Consider the following 15,635-nt stretch of genomic DNA (forward strand, 5'->3'; position numbering starts at 1 on the left):
CTAAGGATACCAGATTTTAGATCAACTATCAAGATAATTGTGACAGACTACTAGGTCCGAAAGTGTCACGTTCAGTCCTGATGGGAAAACCGTCGCAAGTGGCAATCACGACAATACGGTACGTCTCTGGGACGCTGACACTGGTGAGAACAAGATGACACTTACCGGACACACAGAGTGGATTAGAAGTATTGCGTTCAGTCCCGATGGAAAAACAATCGCAAGTGGTGGGGGAGACAACATCATTTTTTTCTGGGATATAGAGACAGGAACAACCAAGATGAGACTTACGGGACATAAAGATTGGGTGTACAGTTTAGCGTTCAGCCCCGATGGAAAAACAATCGCAAGTGGGTGTTTTGATGCCACGATCAACTTATGGGATACCTACACTGGCGAATACCAGAAAACACTGACGGGACATACATCTTCAGTCAACAGCATCGCGTTCAGTCCTGATGGAAAAACCCTCGTGAGTGGTAGTGGCGACGGTTCTGTGCTCATCTGGGAGATAAATCCCCAAATACAACAACCTTTTGGCGAGGTTAGAGAACCTCGCCAGCGGTGACGGAATATCTACAGTAGATAGCAACTTGGGTTATTGTTGTAGTCCTGCTGCCCGTAGCACTGTTTCTTGAACTGTGAACTCGTGGTCGAGGGAGCGATCAGGGGATTTTTCGCCCCGAATATCAGCGACAAACGCCCGAAGACTTTCGACATAGCGCGGGCGCGGCTCCACAGGCACTGTCTGCCAACCTTTCGCATATCCATCCCGTTCCTCGTCAAGACACAATCGCAAGGCTGGCGGTTCCAGTGGTTCAAGAATTGCGCTGCCGCGTGTCCCGTAGACTTCTAATCGTCTCGATTTCCCCGAATCGACTTCCAATGACGTTGACTCAAGAATTGCTAACGCTCTCGGATATTCAAACACAGCTGCTGTATTGTTTCGATACCACGGCACGTCGTGTCCGTCGTGCCTCGAAAAGGGTGTCACCCGTGTGGGTTGTCCCAACAATGCGACGATAATATCGGTGAGATGACAGGCAAGGATAAACATAATTCCACCAGAGTGTTCACCGAGTGAATCCCAACGTTGCCAATGTGCGTCACTTGAAGGGCCTGATGAGATACGTCCCCGCACTGAAAAAATATCACCGAGTTTGCCGGAGTGCACCCAGTCAAGGATAAACTGGAAGCCAGCATTGTATCGGAACATATAACCGAGTTGAACGAGCAGGTTTCTGTCGCGTGCGATGTCTAAAACCTCTCGAAATTCATCGAGGTTATCACCGGCAGGTTTATCGAACCAAACATGCTTGCCGTGTTCAAGAATCTCCCGTGCAAAGGTGAGGTTCTGCGACACACGTCCCTGCGCTGCAACCCCAACGATTGTCTCATCTTCGAGTATTTCTTCTTTGGATGTGAACCAGTGGACACCGTCATAAACCGAACTTTGACCAAGGGTGTCTCGGACTTCTGGTGATGGCTCAAAGACACCGGCGAAGTCGATTTCGTCACTTGTCTTCATCACGTTGGCTTTCCCCCCAGCATGGTCGTGGGAAATACCGTATTGTGCAAGTCTGATTTTCACGTCTTTTTCTCCTATTTGAAACCTGTGATTGCCGAAAACATCTGGTAAGGTCTAACATGATTCTATCATAGAATCCACATTGGTTCATTATAAAAAATGAGTGCGATTTTTGGCGACTTGTGCTAAACTCTGTGTTAATGGCAGTCAGCAGTCAGCAAGAGAAGAGTCGGGAATCGGAGTTCCCTCCTACAAGAGAATTGTGGCTCGTTTGCAATTCATGGATATGTGCTTTACGATATAGATTATCATTTCGCAATTTACGCCCGAAGTCAGATTGATTTTGGATTGACTGAAAAACGTGAACTTCACTTCGGCTTTTAGGCGATTCTGTTGAAAACTACACCGATCCAACTCCAGTTCTACACGAAATCGGATTGCCCGCTCTGTGAAGATGCAAAGAGAGTGCTGCAAAGCATTGAAGCAAAATTATCGTTTATTACGGTTGAGGAAATCGATATCACCAAAAATCTGGGACTGTTCACGAAATACAAGCATCTGATTCCTGTGTTGGAATTAGATGGACAACAACTTTTTGTGCATCGTGCCACCTATTGGAAGTTAGTGTGGCAATTGCGATGGCACCGGTTTTGGAGGTTTATACCCCAAATAGGTAGGTGGGGTTTGTAACCTCGCTAACTCTAAAATCTGCTATAAAACTTGCAATAAAAAAGAACAAGGAGATACGCATGGCTTTTCCATCTCATGGTACAACACACCGATCCACGGTAACGGGGACGCGCGGAATGGCAACAAGTGCTCACCCGCTTGCGAGTCTTGCTGGCGCACGTATGTTGCTCGCTGGGGGCAATGCGTTCGATGCAGCAGTTGCAGTGGCTTCGACACTCAACGTCGTTGAGCCTTATATGTCGGGTATTGCTGGTAACGGGTATATGTTGATTTATAGTGCGAAGGAAAAAACACACCGCGTGATAGATTATCTGGGCACTGCCCCTTATGCAGCGACGCTGGATGTCTATCCGACACTCGAAAGTCAGCAGGTTGGCATCCGTGCGGGAATGGTGCCGGGTGGATGTGGCGGCTGGTTGGCACTCTTAGACCGCTATGGAAGCATGGATCGCGCCGACATCTTTGCTCCAGCGATTGAATCTGCTGAAAACGGATACGCTGTCACGGTCAAGAATGCGGAGTTCATTGCGGGCGCGCGTCCCTATTTTTCGGAAAGAGCCGAAGAGGTTATCGCCTCACGAGGGAGAACTCCACATCCCGGCGAGGTTTTGGTGCAGAAGGATCTTGCTCAAACGTTTCGCACGGTTGCGGAAGGCGGTGCAGAGGCGTTCTATCGCGGTGAGATTGCTAAGGAGATCGTCCGTTTTTCCGAGGAAACTGATGGACTGATTACCGAAAAGGATTTGGCTGACTTTGAAGTGGAGTGGCAGGAACCTATCTCTGTTACTTATAAAGATTACGAAGTCTACTGTCCACCTCCACCCTGTTCGGGTTTTCAATATCTGGAGACACTGAATATTTTAGAAAACGATGCGCTCGGTGAGCTCGGACACAATACCCCAGAATACTTGCATCTACTGATTGAAGCGATTAAATTAGCGAGTGCGGACAGAGCCGAATACGCCCCGCGTCCGAATCCACCGATTGAAAGGTTGTTATCAAAAGACTATGCACAGGCACAACGCGAACGTATTGGTGAACAGGCTGCAGTCAGTGGTGGTGAGCGTTGGTCAAAGGACAAACTCCCCGGTGAGATTATCGCTAATGACTGGACAACCGAATGTACCACGCACTTCGACACTGCTGATGCAGAGGGCAACATCGTCGCTGTGACGCAGAGTCTTGGACAACCCTTCGGCTCAGGTGTAATTCTCGGTTCAACGGGGATGTTCCTCAACAACTTTATGAACTGGTTTGACAGGATTCCTGAGAGTCCGAACGCCGTTGGACCGCATAAACGGATAGAGATGTGCATGTCGCCGTGCCAAGTTTGGAAGGATGGGAATCCGTTTGCTGCGATTGGTACACCCGGAAGCCACGGCATCCTTCAGACGACACTGCAGATGGTGTTGAATCTAATTGAACACGGCATGAACGTTCAGGCGGCGATTGAGGCACCACGCATTCGGTTAGTAAACCCCGGTACGCATGTCAGTATGGAGGGACGCATCCCCGCTGCCGTTCGTGCAGCGTTAGAAGCACGCGGGCATGAGGTAGAGGTGTTACCCGACTGGACAGCAACTGTGGGAGGTGGGCACGGTATCGCTTTTGATCCCGAAGAAGGAAGCTTTATGGGTGGTGCTGACCCGCGGCGTGATGGATACGCGATAGGCGTATAATCTGAGGCTGCCGTTAATTACCGATAAATTTTTCAAACTTCATATTTATCATAAAAGTTTTACGGAGGGAACATGAAAAGTTTACGTGTTTTGAGCAAATACCTTTTCTTAGCATTCGGACTATTTTTAATTTATGGTTGTGGTACGATTCAGGACGTAATTCTTTCTGAACCGTCAAGTGAAACAGATATTGCCCCGCTTCGTGTAACGATGATATATCCAAGCGATTGTGTTGGTTCTGCGGCTTACTGCACTGCATTCCATACCGGTGTAAGAGTTGCTGAGGAAGAACTTGGCATCACACTAACCGAAGCAAACGGTAATGAAGATGATCCTGTAGCAACAGAGATGCTCCTACGAGATGCAGCGCAGAATTCGGAACTTGTTTTGACAGCGGGTTATCAGATGGAAGATGTGCTTGCGCGCGTCGCACCGGAATTTCCCGATGTCAATTTTGCGATATTTGATGTTGTGCTTGATATTCCAAATGTGGCTTCTGTGAACTATAAATCCAACGAAGGATCGTTTTTGGTCGGGGCAATTGCGGCTTTAAAATCGGAAAATAACAAGATCGGCTATATCGGTGGTGCAGATGTCCCGCTGTTACAAGAATTTGAAGCAGGTTATGTTGCTGGGATTCACGCAATCAATCCAGACGCGGAAGTCGCTGTGGAATATATTAGCAAGGATGCGACAGGTTTCGGTCAACCTGAAAAAGCAAAGGAACTGGCTTTAGCGCAATATACAAACGGGATTGATGTAATTTACGTCGCTGCTGGTGGATCCGGTCAAGGCGTGCTTGAAGCAGCACAGGAACAAGAAGAGTTCATCATTTGGGTTGACTCCAATGGTAACCATCTTGCTCCTGGAATTGTCTTGACAAGTATGACAAAAGAGATTCCAACTTCTGTACAGCGCATCATCCAGGAAGCCGCTGAAGACAATTTTATGGCGGGTATCCGATACTTCGGTATAGCAGATGGTGGTGTCAGTTATGCTGTTGATGAACACAACCAACCATTGCTTTCAGACGACATCATAACGACTGTTGAATCGCTGAAGGCAGAAATCATTGCTGGCGAAATTGTTGTTCCTGATACGGTTTCGCTCCCACGCGAATAGTGCCTAACAAATCTCATGTTTCTTCAAAATGGAGAATTTTATGCTGAATCAATACCCGTATCCAGAGTCTGAAGGCAAACGGAGTCTCGTAGTTGGCATTTTGCTAAGTATAATTACTTGTGGTATCTACGGGCTTTATTGGCAATACAAGCAGATGGCGACACTCAATGCTTGGATGAGCAGAAATGAGTACTCTTTTTGGCTGTGGTTCTTTCTTTCGATTATCACTTGTGGCATCTTTGGTATATACTATGAGTACAAGATGGCGAACGGTATCAATACCGTACAGGCTGACAATGATTTGGTATTCGATTCGAGTCTGCCAGTTATCTGTGTTTTGTTAGCGATTTTTGGTATTGGTATCGCTTCACTTGCTGTTCAGCAGCACCAAATTAACAGACTCTACGAGCGAAATCCTAATGTTTAACCATACGTCTCTCTCCCGTCTATTCCTTATTGGGTTGGGTGTAGTAGGACTCTATACTGCAGTGTCTGAAATATCGCCAGCGGAGGTTTCGCTGATTCCGTGTATATTCCATTCGTTAACGGATTTGGTGTGTCCTGGGTGTGGGATGACACGAGCGTGCCTTGCCTTAACGCAGGGGCAGTTCACAGATGCCTGGGGTTACCATCCGTTCTCTTTTTTCGTTATTGGATTGACTATTGCAGCAGCATTCTTCCCGATATGGTTAAAAAAAACATGGAATCGTCGTTCACCAGTAACCCAGAATTTGATTGTTATCGGTGGAATTATTCTTTGTTTGTCTATCTGGCTAACAAAAATTAAAAATTCATTAGAGTTTGAATTCTAATAACTCCGCAGAATTGTCCCTTTCGCGCCGACGATCCAACCGGCGTTTTTGAGGAGGTAAATGTCCTGCAAGTTGTGTTGCGCGGGAGTAGGATAGCGGTTCCATGTATTGCCGCTATCGGTTGTATGAAGGATTAACCCTTTTTCACCGACTGCCCACCCACGTTTTTCGTCACGAAACGCCACGTCTCGCAGATTTTGGTTGACAGGTGTCCGTTGTCGAGTCCATGTTATTCCGCTATCCGCGGTATGAAGAATCAATCCGTTTGTTCCAACGATCCAACCGCGTGTTAGGTTTGCAAAATGAACGGCGAATAAGGGTTGCTCGACGGTGCTTTTCTGCCGAACCCATCGTTTCCCGCCGTCTTGGGTGTGAAGTACTTCGCCTTCTTCGCCAACAATCCAGCCATGTTCTGGATCGACAAAATAGACACCCCATAGATGTTTATCTGACAAATCCAGTTGATTTTCCCAACGACTTCCCCCGTTTTCTGTTCGGAGCACAGTGCCTCTTCCGCCGACTGCCCAGCCTTCCGTTGTATTGACGAAATGCAGATCCAATATCCCCGGAGGTGTTTTACTCTTACCACGTGCTTGGTGTTGCAGACTCCACGAGGCACCACCGCTGCCTGTATAATGCACCTTCCCAATACTGACCGTCCAGCCATTGTTCGGTGTCATAAAATTAACCTGTGTTAGTGTGTCCGCTGAGACCGATGTCGCCTTCCAATTTATTCCACCGTCGACAGTGGATAGTACTGTCCCTCCAGTGCCGACTGCCCAGCCGTGTTTCGTATCTACGAAATGAACACCGTAAAGATGTTCGCCTGTGTTGCTTTCGAGTTTTCGCCACTCGAATTGCATTGAATCTTGCGAACAACCAAAGTAGGCAACAATTCCACACAAGATGATAAGCGCGAGGTAGTGTTTCTTCTGCATTTTGACCCCCAAATTAAATTTTTATTGCATCTATTTTTAAGTCGTGATAAACTATACTATTATAATCCAACTTACCACCCATACATAACTTTTGGGCGGAAGCAAACCGATCTATATACTGGCATTGAACGTATGTTATTTAGGCTTAGCAAGTTCCGTGCCAATCTGAACAGGACTATATTGGCGGAGTCTCCTGCAAAACTCAGAGAAAGTGCTGCACAAAATGGGGCGTTTTTTAGTCTCGACTGCACGAAATAGGGCATACTTACATAATTCAGATTGCCTATAACCTCTTAAGTAGCAATTTGGATTATTATACGAAATCTGTAGTGAGTTGTCAAGTGTTTACAGAAGTGCAAGCGTGTAAAGTTTTTGACGCGCGATTAATATAAAGTGCGGCCCTGTAGCATAGACTGTTGGTCTGTGGCAAGTGTTTCCCACTTCGCGAAAATCCGTGATTCACCTGAAAACCCTAAACAACTGCCAAAAGAACTGGATGGGCATCAGTGGCCGCCAAAGTAAGAAACAAAGGTTCTTCCATTAAATTCTTAGACCTCATTGAAAACACCAAGCGATGATGCACCAGTAATTATAAGCTTCACTATAACCCAAGAATCCAGCTGCGGATCAAAACTGGGATAACTGTCAGACAACCAAAGGAAAGACGAAAATGAATCAAGACAAATTTGAAGAAATGGTGGTGTCTACATTAGAGAGCGTACGTGCCGACATTTCCAATATTAAGTCAGACATTTCATGGGTCAAAGGGAAATTGGAGGGTCGGGCAGAGACACGCCATGTTATTTTAACAGCGATTTCTATTATCGTTGCTATCTGTGCTGTTGTCGTCGCTATTTTGAAATAAGGGCGGAGACCGCGTGTGGATCCCAAGCATACTACTTTAACAAACATCTCTCAAATCCTGGCTTCCAAAAACTTTACACATCGTAGGAGTGCTACATCCGCATATCATGTACATCATCGGTATTGATGGCGGCGGGACGAAAACGATTGGAATCCTGACGACAGAAACGGGGCAACACCTCGCGCAAGCACAATCGGGACCAACAAACTACCATGTCGTTGGCGAGGCGAAGATGCGGGAAGTTCTGGAAAGCATCATCGGTAAGCTCTGCAAAAAAGCGGGTGTCCCATCTACGAGTCCCATCCGCTTCTGTTTAGGAATGGCTGGTTTGGGGCGTGCCGAAGACCGAAGTGTAATTGGCAGGATTTGCGATGAACTTGGCATCAGCGAGGACCGTATCTTGACGCACGATGCTCATATCGCTCTTGTCGGTGGTACGGAGAAACAGGAAGGTGTAATTGTCATTTCAGGGACCGGTGCGATTGTCTACGGTATCAACGCTGATGGCAAGGAAGCACGCGCGAGTGGATGGGGGTATCTGCTCGGTGATGAGGGGAGCGGTTACGATATCGCCATAAAAGGACTCCGTGCTGTTGCGCGTGCCGCTGATGGTAGGGGTAATTCGACCGAATTGACAAATCGGATTCTCAGTAGACTTGAACTCAGTGAACCAAGTGAACTAATTCGCTGGGTGCACGCCGCGAGTCGAGATACCATTGCGCAGTTGGCAGAAATAGTGTTTGATACTGCCCAAACAGCGGACACGGTTGCAGAAGGTATTGTTGATGAGGCTGCTGATGAACTCGTTTGTGCCGCAGCGAGCGTTATTAAGCAGTTAGAATTCAAGGAACCGTTTGACATTGTTCTCAGTGGCGGTAACCTCATTCATCAACCGACGTTTGCGAGTAAACTGCGCCATCGGTTTGCGAAAGTTCAACCGGAAGCATCCGTTCAACTCCCGAAACATGAACCTGTGTATGGTGCTGTGTTGTTAGCACAAGCGAATTTGTAGTCGGAATTATCACCAGTGAAGGGATGCATGCAGTCCACAACGGAACAGCAAAATCTGAATTCTGTTGACATTGATCTGAAGTCAACATCAGAAATCGTTCGGATTTTCCATGAAGAAGATAGGAAAGCGGTTGCGGCGGTAGAAGCAGAATCTGAGGCAATTGCGCGGGCTATAGAGTTGTGTATCAATGCATTTCGTTCTGGTGGCAGGTTATTTTATGTGGGTGCAGGAACGAGCGGTAGGCTGGGTGTCTTAGATGCCTCCGAGTGCCCACCGACCTTCAGCACACCCCCAGAGATGGTCCAAGGAGTAATCGCAGGTGGTGATGTAGCGTTACGACGCTCGGTGGAAGATGAGGAGGATAAGCCTGAGAGCGGAGCGCGCGCTGCCCGAGAACAGCAACTTACACCTCAGGATGTGATCGTTGGAATTGCGAGCAGTGGACGGACACCTTATGTTATAGGTGCCTTGAAGGAAGCACACACTGTCGGTGCGACAACAATATTCTTCTGCTGCGTCCCACCGCCTGAGGAACTAAAGGAGTGGATAACGCATTTCATTACACCCATCGTCGGGCCGGAAATTATTGCAGGCTCGACTCGGTTGAAGGCAGGGACAGCCACGAAGTTGGTTCTCAACATGTTGACAACCGTTTCTATGATTAAACTGGGCAAGGTCTACAACAATCTGATGGTAGATGTGCACGCTTCTAACACCAAACTGATCGCGAGGAGCATTCGGATTGTTCAAGCCGTCACCAGAGTAGACGCAGCGACAGCTGAAATAGCATTAGCAGAGGCGGGTGGACGAGCGAAACTCGCCATTGTAATGCTTACAAAAGGACTAAATCCAACAGATGCAAATGCACTGTTAGAAAAGCATTCTGGATTTTTGAGACAAATTCTTGAATAAAACACAATTACGCAGCTTCTTCGCTGGCGAGGTTTGAAACCTCGCCAGCGGCACGTGTTAGTCTATCCTTTCAGACGCGCTCTCTAAGCGCGCAATTTAAAGGAGAAATTGATGGGTACCAAAGTTGGGCTTGCCAAAACCGGCAGGCGACGTTCTAATGTTTTTGAAGCGTTAGACAATATACGAGAGGAACTCACACCGAAGGTCCGTGAGCAGGTGTTATTGAAACCGAATTTCCTCTCCAGCACAAATCAACTCGCTTCGTCACATGTGGATGCAATGCGCGGCGCGTTGGATTTTCTGTTGAGCACGCCACAGCCGCCCGAAGAAGTCATTATTGCCGAAGGCGCGAATGAAAAATTTTCTGGCGAGGCGTTCCAGATTTTCGGTTATGAGGCACTTCAAGCAGAATACGATATCCCGATCCGACTTGTCGATTTGCATCAAGAAACCGAATGGGCAGAAACCAAGGTCTTTCTCGCTGAGCGTAATGAGGATACCGTGAGGATGCCGAAGATCGTCCTGGATTGTCCTTGCACGATCTCTGTCGCTATTGCCAAGACGCATGATGCCGGAGTCGTGACGCTCGCGATGAAAAACATGATTATGGGGACGCTGCACAAGGAAGACCGGATTAAAATGCACGGCTACCACAGCCACGCAGATCGGGTGCTCCCACGCGAAGCACAAACGCTCAATATCAACCTGCTCCGTGTCTCGCGCCATCTCAGACCCGATATCGCCATCGTTGATGGCACTGTTGGATTACAGGGCAATGGACCTGGAGGCACCGACTCTGTTCCACTCGGTATCGCAGTTGTGAGTGGAGACGTATTTGCAGCCGACGCTGTTACGACAAAAGCGATGGGATTTGAGCCGTTGGAGATTGGGCTTTTCCATTACGCAAACGAATTAGGCTACGGCATTGCAGATTTGAACGAGATTGACATCGTTGGACCCGCTGTAGAGACGGTCGCGACATCGTTTAAACCGCATGAAACGGCTGAACTGCAGTTCCAATGGCAAGAGGCAAGTCCCGCAGAATATCTTGCCGCTGACTAATAGAAGGAGATTTATGAAACGTTTCTATTGTGCGTTAATTCTGTGTTCACTCATTCTCACGACCCCGGTATGTGCATGGTGGGGCGGTGGACACGATATCCTCACACAGGCATCCGTCAAAGCACTTCCCGAAGAGATGCCTGAATTTTTCCGATCCGCCGAAAAAATGATCGCTCATTGCGTCTACGATCCTGATATATCAAAGGAACGTAGCACACCGCACGCCCGACAGGCTGAATACGGTGAACACTACATTGATGTAGAATTGCTAAAAGGGAATCCGATTCCAGAGGGACGCGACGCGCATCTTAAATTATGTGCTGAACTCGGACTTGAACCCCGAAAGGTTGGCACCCTCCCCTATGCACTCGCGGAGTGGACAGAGCGACTCGCTGTTGCTTTCGCAGAGCATCGCAAGTGGCCCGACAACCCGATGATCCAGAACAAATGCTTTCTCTATGCTGGTTTCCTGGCACACTACGCGCAGGATATGTGTCAGCCTTTGCACCTAACCATTAATTTTGATGGGATTAGGCAAGAGGACGGAACACGCTTACATGCCGGTATCCATGAGAAAGTCGATTCAGCAATTGAGATGCTGAAACTGAACCCAATAGAACTCGCGAAAACACAAAAAGTAGAAGCTGTCGGCGATTTGATGCCTGCGATAGTGAAGCAAGTCGAAGCCGGATTCAGTTTAGTGGACAGTGTTTACGCAATCGCGGAAGATTGGAAAAATCTGAAAGACCCAACACCCACCCTGGTTGATTTTACGACTGACCAGGCACGTGAATCCGTGCGTTGGACGGCTTCGCTCTATTTAACTGCGTGGAAACTCTCCGAAGGCATCAGGCTTCCCGGTTGGCTTGACCGCGCACAAAACGACCAATAACCGACAACTGATAAAAAGGAGAAATAAATCTTGTTACAACAGTGGAAACCTGACCCAACTTTTTACCCATCACCGAAAATGGCGATTGAGGCACCTATTGAAGATGTCGCTTATGTTGCTGCACCTCGGGACGACGACAAACCTGATGCTATGTGTGTTGTTGATCTCAACTCAGCGTCTGATACCTATGGCGAAATCGTCAATAAGTTGGAGCTCGGCGTTCGTGACGAAATCCACCACTTTGGTTGGAACGCCTGTAGTGCAGCACTCTGTCCATACGCACCGCACCCTTATATAGAACGGCGTTACCTCGTTGTGCCGGCACTACGGGGTTCTCATATCTACATCCTTGATGTGAAAGAAGACCCCAAGGCACCGAAGCTCATTAAAACTTTGGACGCTAATGAAGTTGAGTCGCGTTCTGGATATACCCGTCCGCATACGGTGCATTGTGGTCCCGAAGGGATCTATATCAGTGCTTTGGCTTCAGCCGGTTCGGAGGAAGGCCCTGGTGGCATTTTCCTCATGGATCACTATAACTTCAATATCCTGGGGCAGTGGGAAGTCGAACGCGGTTCTCAATCCCTCTCTTACGATTTCTGGTGGCATTTGGGCTATGATGTTGCTGTTACCAGTGAATGGGGATATCCTGCAATGATTGAGAACGGTGTGAGCCTTGAAGATTTAGGTGAGCGCAAGTTCGGGCATAAAATCCATATTTGGGATATCCGGCACAGGAAGAATATCCAAACGTTGGATTTGGGCGATGACTATCAGATGATCTTAGAATTACGTCCCGCACACGATCCAACGAAGGCACATGGGTTCGTCAATGCCGTGTTGAATATGAATGATCTCTCCAGCTCGATTTGGACGTGGTACAAAGATGGAGACGATTGGGGCATTCAAAAGATTATTGATATTCCCGCGCAGGCACCTGAAAACCCGGATGACTTACCTCCGGCATTGAAGGATATCGGAATGATACCGCCGCTCGTTACCGATCATATTCTTTCGTTGGACGATCGGTTTCTGTATGTCTCTTGTTGGGGAACTGGGGAGATGTTGCAATACGACGTATCCGATCCGTTTAACCCGAAGCATACAGGTACTCTTGAAATCGGCGGAATTACAAAATCGCATCCGCATCCGGCTGCTGGACCCGTAAGTGGCGGTCCGCAGATGGTTGAATTGAGTCGAGATGGCAAGCGTCTCTACTTCACCAATTCCCTCTACGTTGCATGGGACAACCAGTTCTATCCCGACGGCGCAAACGGATGGATGGTGAAGGCTGATGTGAACGTGGAAGACGGCGGGCTGGAATTGGATCCCGACTTCTTCGTGGACTTTGGCGAGAGTCGTGCCCATCAGATTCGGTTGCAAGGTGGCGACAGTTCTTCTGATACTTTCTGTTATCCATAAAACATAAAGGAAAAACGATAGGATAGAAGAAAGGGCTATTGCCTGCAATAGCCCTTTTTTAACGCAATTCAAGTCTTCAACAACGTTGAAGGCGTATCTACGGCGACGGATCCCGTTTAAGGAATTCGCCTGAACGCACCGTTAGGAAAATTATAAAATATGGACACTGTTTCATGGTTAGGTTACACGCTCCTCGGCGTATATCACGGCATTAATCCGGGGATGGGATGGCTTTTTGCAGTCGCTTTAGGCATGCAGGAAAAACGGAGAAGCGCGGTTATCGGTGCCCTTTTTCCAATGGCACTTGGACACGCAATATCCATCGCAGCCGTGGTTTTCGTCATCGCCTTGGCACAACGGCAGCTGCCGGAGGATGTTCTTCGCATTGCCTGTGCTGTCGTATTGTTCGGCTTTGGCGTGTACAAATTTTTCAGCGCGCGACATCCGAGATGGGTCGGAATGCGTGTTAACTTCAAAGACTTAACGATCTGGTCCTTCCTGATGGCATCGGCGCATGGGGCGGGCTTAATGCTGGCACCGCTTTTGTTGAGAACGCCTGCGACCGAGGCTTCAGGGCATACACACCACGCACCTGCAAGCATGGCGGGTGACGCTGCAATGTTATTATCGGCAGTTGGGGTACATACGCTCAGCTTTCTCCTTGTGACGGGGATTGTGGCAGTTATCGTTTACGAGGTAGTAGGACTTGCGCTGCTTCGCAAGGCGTGGTTTAACATGGATCTGCTGTGGTCCATCGCTTTGATGATTGCCGGTGTTGTTATCCTTTTCTGGAAGCATTAGAGTAGTAGGTTTGTTGGGTTTCGCTCTATCTATTTACCAGAAGCAGGTATTGGCGAACTGCAGTTTAGGTGGCGACACAAGGGCATTGAGTTTTTACCGCTCAACCCAACCTACGGGACCAACGATAGGTGATGGCTACAAGAAATTGTCCAAAATTTAGTATTTAAGGATCATGGCTTTGTATAAGCCATACGCTGCTTTCTTGTTTCTCAGATGCTATATGCCTTCTTGATTCACCATAAGTTCTGTCCATGCCTGATTAATCGCTGCTGGGACATGATTAGTTTTCACAAACGGAATTCCTAACTTAAAACATTCTGCTTGGATCTCACGACTTTCCTTCTGATACCGGATAATCAGGTTCTCTAATTCATAGTCTGAGAGAGATGTTGTCCAATGATCCATTCGGGTATATGTCCGTATTTCAGTGATTTTTGCCTCAACATTGACATCCACGTAACCCAAAAACACGCACTTAAAGCCCTCTTTATGAAAAACAGAGGCGGTTTTGGGGGATATATGATACCCCTCTATGACAAAATTCAAACCTTCATATTTTGCATGTCGTGCCAATGCTTGGGTAAATGTCGAAAGTTTTTCACAAACGATTCGCGGGTTTGACGTGAAATGCGTGATATCAAGTTGGGGGAACGCGTCGTGCATCGAAGAGACGATTGCGTCCAAAGGGAAAATTGACGCTCCAAGTTTGTCTCGCAACTTTTTTGAAAGGCTTGACTTTCCAGATTGGGGTACACCCCCGATAATAAAACAACACTGGTTTATTGCAGACATATATTTTTCCATGTGGTATAACTGCCTTGTTAAACCTTGATTTTATACTTTAGATCATTGGCTTCATCGCCTGTTATACCACGGAATCCCCAACAGTGGGGTGCTTGTTCTTTTATTGTGATTTCAACATCTGTAGGAGAAATCGACAATTGGCTTTCGATTTCTTTGAAGAGTGTTTTGATAAGTCTTTTTTGGGTTTCTGCTTGGCGACCTGCCATCATATTAATTTCAATGACGGTATAGGCATCTGTACGACCGCCGGGATAGTAAAAATCTTCTTTATCCATAGGTACAAAGCGGTGTGCTCGCTTGTCCTCTGGCATACCAAGAACAGACTGCATACACCCGTGAATGACATTTGATAGTTTCGTCTTTATTGGGTTCAATTTTTCTCTGATTCCGTATACGATAATCATGATGCTTCCTTAATCTGCGTAGGGAGCAACTTAACGCCGTACTTCTTTTGCAATGCACGTAGGTCAGCAAAGTCTGTATCTTGCAATGTATATCCAGTGTGTGAGCGCACCTGGTAATCCACCGATAAACATTGAACCTGCCTTCCACCAATAGTGCCTACAGCGTTTAGCTCCAATTCAGAGATAATCCAATCAATTTCCCCTGGACCGTAGATCGCGCCGCCATCCTCGGTCCGTTCAATTACATGAAAATCAATCTTTCCGTGCAATTGATGTCCCATTACGAAGTTTCGATCCTTACGGTCGTCGGTGTAGATGTCAACAAAGCCGCGCTCGGAGAGTGCCTCGGTGAGTATTGCTGAATCTTCCCATGAGATGATAATATCCAAGTCTTGGTGCTTCCGAGTGCATTCGCCCAGCAGCGCGTCAACACCCCATCCGCCGTCAATCCAAACTTTAATACCGAGTTCATCAAACAGATCAAGAAACCAGTGAACTTTGTCAGCGGTCATAAGATTTTTACATTCACAATCAGATAGATTTCTATACAGATACCGCCCCTACGGGGCTTTGAACCCTGGGAGAAACGGTTTCTATACAGATACCGCCCCTACGGGGCTGCGTTTTGGTGTGTTCAAGTTTATTTTTTTGCAAGTTGGATTTGTATGAGAAACTTTGAGAAAAATCAGAAC

18 protein-coding genes are annotated in these 15,635 nt (G+C 47.5%); 13 read left to right on the forward strand and 5 right to left on the reverse strand.

Features of this window, described 5'->3' with window-relative positions; translation table 11 throughout:
* Positions 1-154 precede the first annotated feature (154 nt).
* Entirely contained in the window at positions 155-568 is a 414-nt protein-coding gene (locus OXH39_18535) for a WD40 repeat domain-containing protein (protein MCY3552464.1), read from the forward strand.
* A 30-nt stretch (positions 569-598) separates the two neighbouring features.
* Here OXH39_18535 and OXH39_18540 read toward each other — a convergent pair whose 3' ends face one another.
* Positions 599-1,591 (reverse strand): Gfo/Idh/MocA family oxidoreductase, encoded by a 993-nt coding sequence (locus OXH39_18540; GenBank protein MCY3552465.1) that lies wholly within the window; start codon positions 1,589-1,591, stop codon positions 599-601.
* A gap of 330 nt (positions 1,592-1,921) precedes the next feature.
* Here OXH39_18540 and OXH39_18545 point away from each other — a divergent pair, with 330 nt between their 5' ends.
* From OXH39_18545 to OXH39_18565, 5 genes are all read left to right on the forward strand, one after another.
* Positions 1,922-2,218 carry a glutaredoxin family protein gene (locus OXH39_18545; GenBank protein MCY3552466.1) on the forward strand — a complete coding sequence of 99 codons (297 nt, stop codon included), beginning with the start codon at positions 1,922-1,924 and terminating at the stop codon, positions 2,216-2,218.
* A 59-nt stretch (positions 2,219-2,277) separates the two neighbouring features.
* Positions 2,278-3,897: a gamma-glutamyltransferase gene (gene ggt / locus OXH39_18550; protein ID MCY3552467.1), complete on the forward strand. Its 1,620-nt coding sequence runs from the start codon at positions 2,278-2,280 to the stop codon at positions 3,895-3,897.
* Positions 3,898-3,969: 72 nt separating this feature from the next.
* Entirely contained in the window at positions 3,970-5,019 is a 1,050-nt protein-coding gene (locus tag OXH39_18555) for a BMP family ABC transporter substrate-binding protein (GenBank protein ID MCY3552468.1), read from the forward strand.
* A gap of 40 nt (positions 5,020-5,059) precedes the next feature.
* Positions 5,060-5,446 carry a DUF4234 domain-containing protein gene (locus OXH39_18560; protein ID MCY3552469.1) on the forward strand — a complete coding sequence of 129 codons (387 nt, stop codon included), beginning with the start codon at positions 5,060-5,062 and terminating at the stop codon, positions 5,444-5,446.
* A complete protein-coding gene (locus tag OXH39_18565; GenBank protein ID MCY3552470.1) occupies positions 5,439-5,831 on the forward strand; it encodes a DUF2752 domain-containing protein in 393 nt (130 codons plus the stop codon). Before OXH39_18560 ends, OXH39_18565 begins: the two co-directional genes overlap by 8 nt.
* Here the strand turns inward: OXH39_18565 and OXH39_18570 are convergent.
* A complete protein-coding gene (locus OXH39_18570; protein MCY3552471.1) occupies positions 5,828-6,769 on the reverse strand; it encodes a YCF48-related protein in 942 nt (313 codons plus the stop codon). The genes OXH39_18565 and OXH39_18570 overlap by 4 nt on opposite strands.
* A 670-nt stretch (positions 6,770-7,439) precedes the next feature.
* Here OXH39_18570 and OXH39_18575 point away from each other — a divergent pair.
* The 7 genes from OXH39_18575 (at position 7,440) to OXH39_18605 (ending at position 13,735) form a co-directional block, all read left to right on the forward strand.
* Complete coding sequence (locus OXH39_18575; protein ID MCY3552472.1) at positions 7,440-7,634, forward strand: hypothetical protein; 195 nt, start codon at positions 7,440-7,442, stop codon at positions 7,632-7,634.
* An 88-nt stretch (positions 7,635-7,722) separates the two neighbouring features.
* A complete protein-coding gene (locus OXH39_18580; protein MCY3552473.1) occupies positions 7,723-8,646 on the forward strand; it encodes an ATPase in 924 nt (307 codons plus the stop codon).
* Between the two features lie 27 nt (positions 8,647-8,673).
* A complete protein-coding gene (gene murQ / locus OXH39_18585; protein MCY3552474.1) occupies positions 8,674-9,558 on the forward strand; it encodes an N-acetylmuramic acid 6-phosphate etherase in 885 nt (294 codons plus the stop codon).
* Positions 9,559-9,669: 111 nt separating this feature from the next.
* Positions 9,670-10,620, forward strand: coding sequence for a DUF362 domain-containing protein (locus OXH39_18590; protein MCY3552475.1), 951 nt, complete (start codon positions 9,670-9,672; stop codon positions 10,618-10,620).
* A gap of 13 nt (positions 10,621-10,633) precedes the next feature.
* On the forward strand, positions 10,634-11,512 hold the full coding sequence (locus OXH39_18595; protein ID MCY3552476.1) for a hypothetical protein: 879 nt from the start codon (positions 10,634-10,636) through the stop codon (positions 11,510-11,512).
* A 30-nt stretch (positions 11,513-11,542) separates the two neighbouring features.
* The gene (locus OXH39_18600) at positions 11,543-12,934 is read left to right on the forward strand and encodes a selenium-binding protein (GenBank protein MCY3552477.1); all 1,392 of its coding nucleotides are present in this window, start codon (positions 11,543-11,545) and stop codon (positions 12,932-12,934) included.
* A gap of 159 nt (positions 12,935-13,093) precedes the next feature.
* Complete coding sequence (locus OXH39_18605) at positions 13,094-13,735, forward strand: hypothetical protein (GenBank protein MCY3552478.1); 642 nt, start codon at positions 13,094-13,096, stop codon at positions 13,733-13,735.
* Between the two features lie 216 nt (positions 13,736-13,951).
* Here OXH39_18605 and OXH39_18610 read toward each other — a convergent pair whose 3' ends face one another.
* Genes OXH39_18610 through OXH39_18620 form a run of 3 tightly spaced genes read right to left on the reverse strand, consistent with a single transcriptional unit; the run spans position 13,952 to position 15,455 of the window.
* A complete protein-coding gene (locus OXH39_18610) occupies positions 13,952-14,527 on the reverse strand; it encodes a zeta toxin family protein (GenBank protein ID MCY3552479.1) in 576 nt (191 codons plus the stop codon).
* Between the two features lie 29 nt (positions 14,528-14,556).
* Entirely contained in the window at positions 14,557-14,943 is a 387-nt protein-coding gene (locus OXH39_18615; protein ID MCY3552480.1) for a tautomerase family protein, read from the reverse strand.
* Positions 14,940-15,455 (reverse strand): amino acid transporter, encoded by a 516-nt coding sequence (locus OXH39_18620; GenBank protein ID MCY3552481.1) that lies wholly within the window; start codon positions 15,453-15,455, stop codon positions 14,940-14,942. Before OXH39_18620 ends, OXH39_18615 begins: the two co-directional genes overlap by 4 nt.
* Positions 15,456-15,635: the final 180 nt, after the last annotated feature.

Source organism: Candidatus Poribacteria bacterium (assembly GCA_026702755.1).
Taxonomy (GTDB): Bacteria; Poribacteria; WGA-4E; order WGA-4E; family WGA-3G; genus WGA-3G.

What these genes read in the sequence shown, in the direction of transcription:
- OXH39_18590 (MCY3552475.1), top strand. Translation starts at nt 9,670, where the DNA reads ATGGGTACCAAAGTTGGGCTTGCCAAAACCGGCAGGCGACGTTCTAAT.
- OXH39_18570 (MCY3552471.1), bottom strand. Translation starts at nt 6,769, where the DNA reads ATGCAGAAGAAACACTACCTCGCGCTTATCATCTTGTGTGGAATTGTT.
- OXH39_18610 (MCY3552479.1), bottom strand. Translation starts at nt 14,527, where the DNA reads ATGTCTGCAATAAACCAGTGTTGTTTTATTATCGGGGGTGTACCCCAA.
- OXH39_18565 (MCY3552470.1), top strand. Translation starts at nt 5,439, where the DNA reads ATGTTTAACCATACGTCTCTCTCCCGTCTATTCCTTATTGGGTTGGGT.
- murQ (MCY3552474.1), top strand. Translation starts at nt 8,674, where the DNA reads ATGCAGTCCACAACGGAACAGCAAAATCTGAATTCTGTTGACATTGAT.
- OXH39_18595 (MCY3552476.1), top strand. Translation starts at nt 10,634, where the DNA reads ATGAAACGTTTCTATTGTGCGTTAATTCTGTGTTCACTCATTCTCACG.
- OXH39_18575 (MCY3552472.1), top strand. Translation starts at nt 7,440, where the DNA reads ATGAATCAAGACAAATTTGAAGAAATGGTGGTGTCTACATTAGAGAGC.
- OXH39_18535 (MCY3552464.1), top strand. Translation starts at nt 155, where the DNA reads ATGACACTTACCGGACACACAGAGTGGATTAGAAGTATTGCGTTCAGT.
- OXH39_18555 (MCY3552468.1), top strand. Translation starts at nt 3,970, where the DNA reads ATGAAAAGTTTACGTGTTTTGAGCAAATACCTTTTCTTAGCATTCGGA.
- OXH39_18605 (MCY3552478.1), top strand. Translation starts at nt 13,094, where the DNA reads ATGGACACTGTTTCATGGTTAGGTTACACGCTCCTCGGCGTATATCAC.
- OXH39_18560 (MCY3552469.1), top strand. Translation starts at nt 5,060, where the DNA reads ATGCTGAATCAATACCCGTATCCAGAGTCTGAAGGCAAACGGAGTCTC.
- ggt (MCY3552467.1), top strand. Translation starts at nt 2,278, where the DNA reads ATGGCTTTTCCATCTCATGGTACAACACACCGATCCACGGTAACGGGG.
- OXH39_18615 (MCY3552480.1), bottom strand. Translation starts at nt 14,943, where the DNA reads ATGATTATCGTATACGGAATCAGAGAAAAATTGAACCCAATAAAGACG.
- OXH39_18620 (MCY3552481.1), bottom strand. Translation starts at nt 15,455, where the DNA reads ATGACCGCTGACAAAGTTCACTGGTTTCTTGATCTGTTTGATGAACTC.